This window comes from Azospira sp. APE16, assembly GCF_047901315.1.
Lineage (GTDB): Bacteria > Pseudomonadota > Gammaproteobacteria > Burkholderiales > Rhodocyclaceae > Azospira > Azospira oryzae.
In genome coordinates this window covers 2,027,919-2,039,637 of record NZ_CP179682.1, presented here as the reverse complement: position 1 = coordinate 2,039,637, position 11,719 = coordinate 2,027,919, and the positions used below count along the sequence as shown (strand labels likewise).

Below are 11,719 nucleotides of genomic sequence, written 5' to 3'. Positions count from 1 at the left end.
CAATGCTAACCGGTTCCGTGCCCCGGCAACAGGGCTCCGCCGGGCCCGGCGGGGGCCAAGTCGTTACGCCGCGTTGCTGACCGGGGCTGGGGAAACAATTATTTACAAAGCCGTGGGCCGGCCTTACATCCAGACGGGGCCGGGCTTGCATCCAGGCGTTAGGATGGCGTCGTGGTTGCCGCTCTGGAAGCGGCCCGGCAATTTGGGCACACTGTGCGCCGTCGCCGGCCCGGGCTCCGGGGGTGCGCGGGTTTTCCCGCCGTCACGGCGACGTTGCCGGTTGTAGTGATTCCATGTGGTGCATATGAAACGACTGTTCCTCTCCGCTCTCCTGCTGCTCTCTGCCGCCTCCCTCTGGGCCCGGCCGGAGGAGCCGCGCCTGCTGGCCCAGGCCGAAGGCGGCCTGCGCATGGAGCGGGCGGAGGACCCCCACGCCCGCCTGAGCAAGGAAGAGCGGCGGGAAGCCCGGCGCCAGTGGCTCAATTCCCGCCAGGCCGAGCGGGAGGAGGGGCCTCCCGGTTTTGCGCCGGGCGAGGAGCGGCGGCGCCTGTCGCCGGAAGAACGGCAGCGCCTGCGGCGGGATGTGCACGAGGCCGGCCGGGAGTTCTACCCCCGGGAAGAGCGCCGTCCCCTGTACCCGGAAGGGCTGCCGCCGGCGCCCCGCTCTCCCCGTCATCCCTGAGCGGCCATCCGGCCGCGGGACGGGTTGTGAGCCCGTCGTCGATAAAAAATCCTGATCCACCCGGTACTTGCGGACTTGTTCACACAAGCTGTGGATAACTTTGTGGGTTATTGCCGGACAGATGGCCTAAGTAGCCCGGGGATAAGGATTTTTCTTACTCTGCCCAAAAAAACGGCTTTGCCGGTAATTTCAATAAAAACAGATAGATACAACGTCGGTGCTGGCTCCCGCCTGTCATCGTGGCCGGAAAGCGGCTCCCCGGGCCAAGGGGCGGGCTGTTTGTGCATAAGTCAAGTCTTGACACGCTTTTTTTTGCCTTTTTTTTGCCGACCCCAATCCCGGGGCGGGGAAGGGCCGGGCCTGGGTTAAAATCGCTCCCCATGAATCTGCTGGCCCTCGAAACCGCCACCGACCAGGGGTCCGTCGCCCTCTGGCGCGACGGCGTCCTCCTCTCCCGGGAATGTCCCGCCGGTGAGCAAAGCTCCCTGACCCTCTTGCCCCTGGTGCGCGCCATGATGGCCGAAGCCGGCCTGGCCATGGCGGACCTGGACGGCATCGCCTTCGGTGCCGGCCCGGGCGCCTTCACCGGCCTGCGGGTGGCCTGCGGCGTGGCCCAGGGCCTGGCGGTGGCCCTCGACCGGCCGGTACTGCCGGTGGTCACCCTGGAGGCCATGGCCTATGCCGACGGCAGCCCCCAGGTGGCGGTCTATCTGGATGCCCGCATGAACGAAGTCTATTGCGGCGCCTACCGCCGGGTGGGCGAGGTCCTGGAACTGCAGGGCGCCATCACCGTCTGCCCGCCGGCGGAGGCGCCCCTGCCTGCTGCCGGAGACTGGGCGGTGTGCGGCAACGGCGTACCGGCCTACCCGGCCCTGAGCCAACGCCTGGCCGCCTGGCCCCTGGGCGGGCAACGGGTGCCGACGGCAGCGGCGGTGGCCCGGCTGGCGGCGCCCCGGCTGGCCCGGGGCGAAGGCCTGGACCCGGCCCTGGCGGCTCCCCTCTACATCCGCGACAAGGTCGCCCTGACCGTGGCCGAGCGCCTGGCCCAGGGCGGCAGGGCCTGACCCATGCGCTCCCTTTCCGCCCTGGCCGCCGAACTGGCTCCCCTGGAGTTCCTACCCATGAACGGCAAGGACCTGGCCCAGATCATGGAAATCGAAAACCGGGTCTATTCCCATCCCTGGACCCAGGGCAATTTCGCCGACTCCATGAAGGCCGGCTACAGCTGCTGGGTGGCCCGGGAGGGCGGCGCCCTGGTGGGCTACATGGTGCTCATGCCGTCCCTGGACGAGACCCACCTGCTCAACATCAGCGTCGCCGCCGAGCGCCAGGGCCGGGGCTACGGCGCCCGGCTGCTGCGCTTCGCCATGGAGGTGTCGCGCCACGGCGGCGCCGTCACCATGCTGCTGGAGGTGCGTCCCTCCAACGCCAAGGCCCTGGCCCTCTATGAAAACTACGGTTTCCAGGTGATCGGCCGGCGCAAGGGTTATTACCCGGCCGTCGAGGGGCGGGAGGATGCCCTGGTGCTGCGCCGGGAGCTGGGGGAGATCGCGGCATGAACCATAACGGCGAGGGGGCCATGGGCAATCTGGAAATCCTGCATGAAATGGGGCTGACCCCCCTGTGGGTCCTGCGCGGCCAGGCGGAGGAGGGGGCTGAGGCGATGGATGCCGTCGCCCTGCCCGAGTCCGCCGCTGCCGCAGCACCTGTGGCCGAAGCTCCCCGTTCGCCGCGGCCGTCCCTGATTTTGCCGCCGGCCGCTGCCGCGGCCTTCTCCGGTGCGGCGCCGGCGCCCCGGACGCCCCTGCCGGCCGGCAGCCTGGGCAATATGGGCTGGGACGAGCTGCAGGACGCGGTCGCCGCCTGTCAGGCCTGCGCCCTGTGCCAGCAGCGCAAGCAGGCGGTGCTCGGCGTCGGCGACCGGCAGCAGCCGGACTGGATGTTCATCGGCGAAGGCCCGGGGGCGGACGAGGACGAGCAGGGAGAGCCTTTCGTCGGCCAGGCCGGCAAGCTGCTCGACGCCATGCTGGCCGCCATCGACCTGCAGCGGGGCCGGGGCGTCTACATCGGCAATGCGGTGAAGTGCCGGCCGCCGGGCAACCGCACGCCGGAGGCGGCGGAGATGGATACCTGCCGTCCTTATCTACAGCGCCAGATCGAGCTGCTGCAACCCAAGCTGATCGTCCTCCTCGGCCGCGCCGCGGTGCACAGCGTGCTGGCCCAGGAACGGCCCCTGGCCTCCCTGCGGGGCCGGCCCCACGAATACCTGCTCAACGGCCGGCCGATCCCGGTGGTGGTGACCTACCATCCGGCCTATCTGCTGCGCAACCTCACGGACAAGGCCCGGGCCTGGGAAGACCTGTGCTTCGCCCGGCGCCTGCTGGCCGACGCCCGGCGCCAGGCCGGGGGCTGATCCCGCCCATCCGGAGGCCTGGAAGCCAATAGGGGCGCCATTCTCCGCCATGGCATGCTGGAGATGTGCGTCCCTTCTGCCTTCCAGGGCATGCCCGTTGTGACCGGCCGTTGCTTTGGCGGCGCCGGCCATGCCCTTGTGCTTTGCGTTACCATGCCCCATCTTCATGCGCTGATCCCGCCAAATCGAGGAGAGTCCCCATGTCCCTGCGCCTGCTAGCCCTTATTTCCCTGGTTGCCGCCCTGCTCAGCGGTTGCGGCTACAACACCTTCCAGTCCCTGGACGAGCAGTCCAAGGCCGCCTGGTCCGAAGTGCTCAACCAATACCAGCGCCGTGCCGATCTGGTGCCCAATCTGGTGAGCACGGTGAAGGGCTACGCCGCCCACGAGGAAAAGGTGCTGACCGAAGTCACCGCCGCCCGGGCCAAGGTGGGCAGCATCCAGGCGACGCCGGAACTGGCCAACGATCCCCAGGCCCTGGCCCGCTTCCAGCAGGCCCAGGGGGAACTGTCCTCGGCCCTGTCGCGCCTGCTGGTGGTCAGTGAGAACTATCCCCAGCTGAAGGCCGACGCTGGTTTCCGCGACCTCCAGGCCCAGCTGGAAGGCACCGAGAACCGCATCGCCGTGGCCCGTAACCGTTACATCAAGGCCATCCAGGAGTACAACGTGGCGGTGCGCAGCTTCCCCAACAACCTCACCGCCATGGCTTTCGGCTACCAGCCCAAGGCCAATTTCTCGGTGGAAAACGAACAGGCCATCTCCACCGCGCCCAAGGTGGATTTCGGCGCCGCCCCGGCCAAGTAAGCCGCTCCGGTCATGGCCTTCCTGCGCTGGTTCCGCCGGTTGCTGCTGCTCCTTTGCCTGGGCGGCCTGACGGCGGCCTGGGCCCAGGTGCCGGTGCCGGCCCTGAAGGCCCGGGTGACCGACCTCACCGGCACCCTCAGCGAAGCCCAGCGCCAGTCCCTGGAAAACCGCCTGGCCGCCTTCGAGCGGGAAAAGGGCGCCCAGGTCGGCGTCTTGCTGGTGCCCACGGTGCGGCCGGAGAGCATCGAGCAGTACGGCATCCGCGTCGCCGAAGCCTGGAAACTGGGGCGCAAGGGTGTGGACGACGGCCTCATCCTGCTGGTGGCCAAGAACGACCGGGAAGTGCGCATCGAGGTGGGTTACGGCCTGGAAGGCACAGTGCCGGACGTGGTGGCCAAGCGCATCATCGAAGAGACCATCGTGCCGCGCTTCCGGGCCGGCGACATGGCCGGCGGCATCGGGGCCGGGGTGGAGCGGCTGCTGGCGGTGATCGGCGGCGAGCCCCTGCCGGCGCCGACGGCCGACCATGGCGGCGGCGACCTCAACGTGGACCTGCTCTTCCCCATTTTCATGGTCGCCGTGGTGGCCGGCAATGTGCTGCGGGCCCTCTTCGGGCGTCTGCTGGCGGCCGGCGCCTGCGGCGGCGTGGCGGCCGTGGTGGCCGGCTTCATGGGCGCCAGCCTGTTCGGCGTGGCCGGCATCGGCATCGTGGTGTTCCTCTTCATCCTCGTGGGCGGCAGCGGCTTTGTCGGCGGCGGCGGAGGTGGGGGCTGGGGCGGCGGCGGGGGATTCTCCGGCGGTGGCGGCGGTTTTGGAGGCGGTGGCGCCTCCGGGAGATGGTGATGCAAGCATCCGATCTGGGGCGCTTCCTGCGCTATCTGCTGGTGCCCGAATGGCTGGCCCGGCGTCCTTTCCCGCGGGAGTCCCTGGCCCGTATCGAGGCCGCCATTGCTGCCTCCGAACAGCGCCATGAGGGCGAACTGCGCTTCGTCCTGGAAGGCTGCCTGCCCCTGGGCTATGCCCTGCGGCCCGAGGGCTGCCGGGCCCGCGCCCTGGCCCTCTTTTCCGACCTGCGGGTGTGGGACACGGTACATAACAGCGGCGTGCTGATCTATCTGGATCTGCTCGACCGGCAGGTGGAAATCGTCGCCGACCGAGGCATTAACGCCCGGGTGGAGGCCCATTTCTGGGAGGAGGTGTGCCACAGGATGGAGGCGGCTTTCGCCCGGGGAGAATTCGAGGCCGGCTGTCTGGCGGCCATCGACGACATCACGGCGGTGCTGCAACGGCACTTCCCGGCCCTGCGGGCCAATCCCAACGAACTACCCGACGCGCCCCTGATGCTCTGAGGGCGGCGTCCGGGGTCAGTGGGCGTTGCAGTCGTCCAGGTGGATGACGTCGTCCCGTTCCCGCTGGTTGGCCTGGTGGCGCCGGCGCACCAGCCACATGGCGGCGGCGACGAAGAGGCCGAACAGGGTGATGACGGTGTAGATGGAGAAGTCGGCCTTGATCATGGCGGCGTAGAGGCCGGTCATGATGAGGATGGAGAGGTTCTCGTTGAAGTTCTGCACGGCGATGGAATGGCCGGCCCCCATGAGGATGTGGCCCCGGTGCTGCAGCAGGGCGTTCATGGGCACCACGAAGAAGCCGGAGAGGGCGCCGATGAGGATCAGCAGGGGCACGGCGACCCAGAAGTCCCGCACGAAATTCATGCCGATGACGATGATGCCCATGGCGATGCCCAGGGGAATGACCCGGATCGACTTGCGCAGGGTGATGAACTTGGCGGCCACGGCGGCGCCCACGGCCACGCCCAGGGCCACCACGCCCTGCAGCATGGAGGACTTGGACAGGTCCAGGTGCAGGGCCGCCTCGGCCCACTTGATGACGATGAATTGCAGGGTGGCGCCGGCGCCCCAGAAGAGGGTGGTGACGGCCAGGGAAATCTGCCCCAGGCGGTCCCGCCACAAGAGGGCCAGACAGTGGCCGAACTCGTGCAGCAGGTACCAGGGATTCTTTTTCAGAGGCTTGTGATCGACCCCGGTGTCCGGGATGTAGAGATTGAAGACGGCGGCAATCAGGTAGAGCAGGCCCACCACGCAGAGGGCCATTTCCACCACCGTGTCGATGGGGGTGTCGACGAAGGGCAGGTCGAAGCCGAGCAGCATGGCCGATATCTTGGGCTGGATCAGGGCGCCGCCGAGGACCGTGCCGAGGATGATGGCGCCCACGGTGAGGCCTTCGATCCAGCCGTTGGCCAGGACCAGCAGGCGGTGGGGCAGGTACTCGGTGAGGATGCCGTACTTGGCCGGCGAGTAGGCGGCGGCGCCCAGGCCCACCACGGCGTAGGCCGCCAGGGGATGGACGTGGAAGAACATGAGGGCGCAGCCGAAGATCTTGATGCCGTTGCTGATGAACATCACCCGCCACTTGGGCATGGAGTCGGCGAAGGCGCCGACGAAGGCGGCCAGGAGGACGTAGGAGACGGTGAAAAACAGCTTCAGCAGCGGTGCATAGGCATCAGGCGCCTGCATCTCGCGCAGGGCGTAGATGGCGGCGATGAGCAGGGCATTGTCGGCCAGCGCAGAGAAAAACTGCGCCGCCATGATGATGTAAAAGCCGATCTGCATCAGGTAGGTCGCCCCGGGCAGCGGGCGATGGAATGTCTCGCGTCGAATTGGTCTTGTTGGGCGAAGGTTTATACCACGAAAGGCTTAACTTTGTGATGAAAGTGGGGCGAATGCCCGTGGGGCGGGCCTTCTGCGGCTTTCGCCGGAACGGGCTTTATGTTTGAATAAGCTCCATAAATTCAGGGAGGTTCCCCACTTATGGCCGATCGCCGCCTGCAGGTGTTCCATGCCGTTGCCAAGCAACTGAGCTTTACCAAGGCGGCAGAGACCCTTTACATGACCCAGCCCGCGGTCACCTTCCAGATCAAGCAGCTGGAAGAGCATTTCAACACCCGCCTCTTCGACCGGGGCCACGGCCGCATTTCCCTCACCCCCGCCGGCGAGCTGGCCCTGGAGTACGCCGACCGCATCCTCGGCGAATACGCCGACCTGGAGGCCCGCCTGGCGGAAATGACCGGCCAGATGCGAGGCCCTCTGCTGGTGGGGGCCAGCATTACCATCGCCGAATTCATGCTGCCCCGGGTGCTGGGGGAGTTCAATGCCCTCTATCCCAACGTACGGGCCCGGCTGGTGGTGGGCAATTCGGAAACCATCGAGAACCGGGTGGCCGAGCATTCCCTGGACCTGGGCATCACCGAGGCCATCGAGCACCTGCCCCAGCTGCAGGCCGAAACCTGTTGCGACGACGAGTTGCAGGTGATCTGCTCCCCCAGCCATCCCCTGGCCCGGGAGTCGGCCATCACCCCGGCCATGCTGCGGGACCACGCCTTCATCGCCCGGGAACCGGGTTCGGGCACCCGGGAGGTGACCGACAACTACTTCCGCCAGGCCGGGGTGGACCCGGCCAGCCTCAAGGTGCTGATGGAACTGGGCAGCCCCGAGGCCCTCAAGGGCGTGGTCAGCACCGGCCTGGGCGTGGCCATCGTCTCCCGGGCCAGTTTCCACAAGGAACTGCAGCTGCAGCATCTGGTGGCCATTCCCCTCTCGCCCCGGCTGACCCGGCCCCTGTCCCTGGTGACGCCGAAGGAGAAGTTCCGCTCCAAGCTGGTCACTTCCTTCGTCGATTTCGCCCGCCGCAAGCTGCAGGAATACGCCGCCTGAGGCGGTGCCGGCAGGGGGGCGCCCGGCGGCGTCTTTTCCCTCCGGCGCCGCCTTGGCGTAATATGGCCGCCTGCGCCCGCCCGCGGCGCGCCATCTTCTTCATCCATCACCGTTCCCGCCCATGCCCCGTCCCATCTGCGCCACCATCGATCTGGGGGCGCTCAAGCACAATCTCGCCGTGGCCCGCCAACATGCCGATCAGGGTGTTGCCGGTCCCGCCCGCCTGTTCGCCGTGATCAAGGCCAATGCCTACGGCCACGGCATGCTGCCGGTGGCCCAGGCCCTGGCCGGTCTCACCGACGGCTTTGCCCTGCTGGACCTGAGCGAGGCGGCGAAATTGCGGGAAGCCGGCATCCGGGAACCGATCCTGCTGCTGGAAGGCTTCTTCCAGCCGGAAGACCTGGAGGCGGTAGCGGAGCTGGGCATCATTCCCGCGGTGCACCGCCTGGAGCAGCTGGAAGCCATCGAGGCCGCCGGCCTGCCGGTGAAGCTGCCGGTGTTCATCAAGTTCAATACCGGCATGCACCGCCTCGGCTTCACCGCGCAGACCTGGCCGGCTGCCCAGGCCTTTCTCGCCCGCAGCCGGGCCATCGGCCCGGTGACCTACATGACCCACTTCGCCGAGGCCGACGGGGCCCGGGGCGTGGACTGGCAGCTGGAGCGCTTCCGCGCCTGGACCGCCGGCTGGCAGGGCGAGGTGTCTCTGGCCAATTCGGCGGCCCTGCTGCGGCACAAGGAGGCGGTGCAGGGCTGGGCCCGCCCCGGCATCCTGCTCTACGGCGGCAGTCCCTTTGCCGAGGTCAGCGCCGAGGAGCTGGGCCTGAAGCCGGTGATGACCCTGGAAAGCGAAATCCTGGCGGTGCAGGACGTGGCCCCCGGGGAGCGGGTGGGCTACGGCGGCATCTTCGAGGCGACCCGGCCCAGCCGCATCGGCATCGTCGCCTGCGGCTATGCCGACGGCTACCCGCGCCATGCGCCGCCCGGCACGCCGATCCTGGTGGATGGCCGGCCCACGGTGACGGCAGGGCGCGTTTCCATGGACATGCTGTTCTGCGATCTCACCGATCTGCCCCAGGCCGGTGTCGGCTCCCCCGTTACCCTGTGGGGCAAGGGCATGCCGGCTGACGCGGTGGCCGCCGCCGCCGGTACCATCAGCTACGAGCTTTTCTGCGCCCTGGCGCCCCGGGTGCCGGTGCGCTGGATCGGCAACTAGGCCAGGCAAGCGCCGGCGGCTTTTTTGCCCCGGTGCGACCTGTGTCACGCTCATTTTTCCGCTCCCAGCCTAGAATTTTGGGTTGATCCGGGCCCTTTTTTCCGGCCCGCCCCTGGGGAGCCGTCTTGCGCCATTCGCCGTCCAGCCGTCCGCTCTTGCCGCTATGCCGGCATCTTTCCGCCTGTCTGGCGTTTCTGCTCCTCATCCTGCCGGCCGCGCCGGCCCAGGCCCTGGAGAATGTGACGCTGCAACTGCGCTGGCGCCACCAGTTCCAGTTCGCCGGCTACTACGCCGCCCAGATGCAGGGTTACTACCGGGAGGCCGGCCTGGCGGTGGATATACGGGAAGCGGAGCCGGGCCAGGATGCGGTGCAGGCGGTGCTGGAGGGCAAGGCCCAGTACGGCGTCGGCACCAGCGACCTGCTGGTGCATTACCACCGGGGCGCCCCGGTGCTGGTGCTGGCGGTGATCTTCCAGCATTCGCCCCTGGCCATCGCCGCCCGCCGGGCCGCCGGCATCCGCAACATCCACGACCTCAACGGCAAGAAGGTGATGATCGAGCCGGGGGCCAACGAACTGCTCGGCTACCTGGGCCGGGAGCGGGTGGATACGGACAGCCTGGCCCTGGAGCCCCACAGCCAGACCGTGCAGGACCTGCTGGACGGCCGGGTGGACGCCCTTTCCATCTACCGCACCGACGAACTCTACGAACTGCGCAAGCAGGGCGAGCGGGTGGTGGTGTTCACGCCCGAATCGAGCGGCCTGGATTTCTACGGCGACAACCTGTTCTCCACCCAGGCCGAACTGCGCCAGCATCCGGAGCGGCTCAAGGCCTTCCGCGCCGCCAGCCTCAAGGGCTGGAGCTACGCCATGGCCCATCCCCAGGAGGTCATCGACTACATCCTCAAGCATTACGGCAGGCGCCATAGCCGGGACCACCTGGCCTTCGAGGCGGTGCAGATGGTGCCCCTGATCCAGGCCCAGCTGGTGGAACCGGGCTATTTCCACGCTGGGCGCTGGCGCCATATGGCCGACACCTACGCCGATTTGGGCCTGTTGCCCCGGGATCTGTCTCTGGAAGACCTGCTCTATGCGGGCGAGGGCGGCAACGCTGGCAGCGGTAGCCAGTCCAGCCTGTGGTTCGCCGCTGGCATGGGCGCCCTGGCCGCGGCCGCCCTGGTGGTGGTGCTGGTGCGCCGCTACATGCGCCGCCTGCGCCGCAGCGCCAGGAACTGCCTGGGGCTGATGGAGGAAGCGCCTTTCCCGGTGGCGGTGACCCGCCCCGAAGCCGACGGTGAACTGCTCTACATCAACCGCTGCGCCGAGGAGTATTACGGCGTCTCCCGCCACGACGTCGTCGGCCGGCCGGCCCAGGGTTTCTGGCGCAACCCGGAGCAGCGCCAGCAGATGATTGATGAACTGCACCGCCGCGGCGGCCGCTGGCTGGGCTTCGAGGTGCAGCTGCAGGGCCTGGAGGGCAAGCCGGTATGGGTGCTGATGTCGGCTGCCTGCATCGACTTCGAGGGGCGGGAGGCCATCGTCCTCTCCTTCCACGACATCACCCAGCGCAAGCGTACCGAGATGGCCCTGGGCCTGAGCGAGCAGCGTTTCCGCACCCTGGCCGAGTCGGCCTACGACGTCATCTGGACCATGGACCTCAACGGCCGCTTCACCTACATCAGCCCCTCGGTGGAACGGCTGCGGGGCTACACCCCGGAGGAGGTGCTGCAACAGTCCATGGCCGAGGCCCTGACGCCGGATTCCATGTCCCAGGCGGCGGAGGGCTTTGCCTACCTGCTGCGCACCGGTCAGGTGCTGAAGCACCACTGGGAGCTGGAACAGCCCTGCAAGGACGGCTCCACCGTATGGACCGACGCCATCGTCAATGTGCTGCGGGACGACGAGGGGCACCTCACCGGCCTGCTCGGCATCACCCGGGACATCACCGCCGAGCGCAAACTGCGCCAGGAACTGCAGTCCCGCAGCGTGGCCGTGGATGCGGCGGCGGAAGGGGTCATCATCACCGATGCCAACGGCGTGGTGGAATACGCCAACCCGGCCTTCTGCGACATGACCGGCTACAGCCTGGAGGAGGTCCTCGGCCAGCGCACCTCCCGCTTCAAGAGCGGCGTGCACGATGCGGATTTCTACCGCCAGCTGTGGGGCACCATCACCTCCGGCAACCCCTGGCGCGGCGAGGTGGTGAACCGGCGCAAGGACGGCATGCTCTACCACGAGCTGCTCACCATCGCCCCGGTGAAGAACGAGCAGGGTGCCGTGGTGCGCTACGTCGCCATCAAGCACGATATTTCCGAACGCAAGCGCATCGAGCAGCGCCTGGAACACCTGGCCCACTTCGACCTGCTCACCGACCTGCCCAACCGCACCCTGTTCTTCGACCGCCTGCAGCAGGCCTTCTTCCGCGCCCAGCGCTACCAGGAAGGCCTGGCGGTGCTGGTGCTGGATCTGGACGGCTTCAAGGCGGTGAACGACAGCCAGGGCCACCAGGCCGGCGACCTGCTGCTGGCGGCCTTCGCCTACCGCCTGAAACAGACCCTGCGCCAGTCCGACACGGCGGCGCGCATGGGCGGCGACGAATTCACCGTGCTGCTGCACGGAGTGCGCCAGGATGAGGATGCGGTGACCGCCGCCAACAAGGTGCTGGAGGCCCTGGTGCAGCCCTTCGACATCCTGGGCCAGCGCTGCCAGGTCAGCGCCAGCATCGGCGTGGCCCTGTTCCACCAGGCCTACGCCAGCCCCGACATGCTGGTGCAGGCCGCCGACGGCGCCATGTACGAGGCCAAGCGGGCCGGCAAGAACCGCTGGGTGCTGGCCCGGCCGCCCCAGCCGGCCCCGGAATCCTGATCGCCGCCGCCCT

Annotated in this window: 11 protein-coding genes; 10 read left to right on the top strand and 1 reads right to left on the bottom strand. The window is 68.1% G+C overall.

Annotated features, from left to right (window positions below):
* Window positions 1-304: 304 nt before the first annotated feature.
* The 7 genes from ACLSSQ_RS09790 to ACLSSQ_RS09760 all read left to right on the top strand — a co-directional run bounded on the left by ACLSSQ_RS09790 (window position 305) and on the right by ACLSSQ_RS09760 (window position 5,247).
* Window positions 305-682 carry a hypothetical protein gene (locus ACLSSQ_RS09790; protein WP_043798145.1) on the top strand — a complete coding sequence of 126 codons (378 nt, stop codon included), beginning with the start codon at window positions 305-307 and terminating at the stop codon, window positions 680-682.
* Between the two features lie 380 nt (window positions 683-1,062).
* Window positions 1,063-1,746 (top strand): tRNA (adenosine(37)-N6)-threonylcarbamoyltransferase complex dimerization subunit type 1 TsaB, encoded by a 684-nt coding sequence (gene tsaB, locus ACLSSQ_RS09785; RefSeq protein WP_014237457.1) that lies wholly within the window; start codon window positions 1,063-1,065, stop codon window positions 1,744-1,746.
* 3 nt (window positions 1,747-1,749) lie between these two features.
* Window positions 1,750-2,241, top strand: a complete 492-nt coding sequence (rimI, locus tag ACLSSQ_RS09780) for a ribosomal protein S18-alanine N-acetyltransferase (RefSeq protein ID WP_014237458.1) — start codon at window positions 1,750-1,752, stop codon at window positions 2,239-2,241.
* The gene (locus ACLSSQ_RS09775) at window positions 2,238-3,095 is read left to right on the top strand and encodes a uracil-DNA glycosylase (protein ID WP_416242564.1); all 858 of its coding nucleotides are present in this window, start codon (window positions 2,238-2,240) and stop codon (window positions 3,093-3,095) included. The genes rimI and ACLSSQ_RS09775 overlap by 4 nt, the downstream gene beginning before the upstream one ends.
* Before the next feature lie 200 nt (window positions 3,096-3,295).
* Window positions 3,296-3,898 carry a LemA family protein gene (locus ACLSSQ_RS09770; RefSeq protein WP_416242563.1) on the top strand — a complete coding sequence of 201 codons (603 nt, stop codon included), beginning with the start codon at window positions 3,296-3,298 and terminating at the stop codon, window positions 3,896-3,898.
* Window positions 3,899-3,910: 12 nt separating this feature from the next.
* Window positions 3,911-4,741, top strand: a complete 831-nt coding sequence (locus ACLSSQ_RS09765) for a TPM domain-containing protein (protein WP_416242562.1) — start codon at window positions 3,911-3,913, stop codon at window positions 4,739-4,741.
* Window positions 4,741-5,247 (top strand): TPM domain-containing protein, encoded by a 507-nt coding sequence (locus ACLSSQ_RS09760; protein ID WP_416242561.1) that lies wholly within the window; start codon window positions 4,741-4,743, stop codon window positions 5,245-5,247. The genes ACLSSQ_RS09765 and ACLSSQ_RS09760 overlap by 1 nt, the downstream gene beginning before the upstream one ends.
* 15 nt (window positions 5,248-5,262) lie before the next feature.
* Here the strand turns inward: ACLSSQ_RS09760 and lplT are convergent, their stop codons facing one another.
* Window positions 5,263-6,528 carry a lysophospholipid transporter LplT gene (lplT, locus tag ACLSSQ_RS09755; protein ID WP_130458459.1) on the bottom strand — a complete coding sequence of 422 codons (1,266 nt, stop codon included), beginning with the start codon at window positions 6,526-6,528 and terminating at the stop codon, window positions 5,263-5,265.
* 198 nt (window positions 6,529-6,726) lie between these two features.
* Between lplT and ACLSSQ_RS09750 the strand changes: the two genes are divergently transcribed.
* The 3 genes from ACLSSQ_RS09750 (at window position 6,727) to ACLSSQ_RS09740 (ending at window position 11,706) form a co-directional block, all read left to right on the top strand.
* A complete protein-coding gene (locus ACLSSQ_RS09750) occupies window positions 6,727-7,629 on the top strand; it encodes a LysR family transcriptional regulator (protein WP_130458460.1) in 903 nt (300 codons plus the stop codon).
* A 121-nt stretch (window positions 7,630-7,750) separates the two neighbouring features.
* Entirely contained in the window at window positions 7,751-8,842 is a 1,092-nt protein-coding gene (gene alr / locus ACLSSQ_RS09745; protein WP_416242560.1) for an alanine racemase, read from the top strand.
* Window positions 8,843-9,081: 239 nt separating this feature from the next.
* On the top strand, window positions 9,082-11,706 hold the full coding sequence (locus ACLSSQ_RS09740; RefSeq protein WP_416242559.1) for a PAS domain S-box protein: 2,625 nt from the start codon (window positions 9,082-9,084) through the stop codon (window positions 11,704-11,706).
* The last annotated feature ends 13 nt before the right edge of the window (window positions 11,707-11,719 follow it).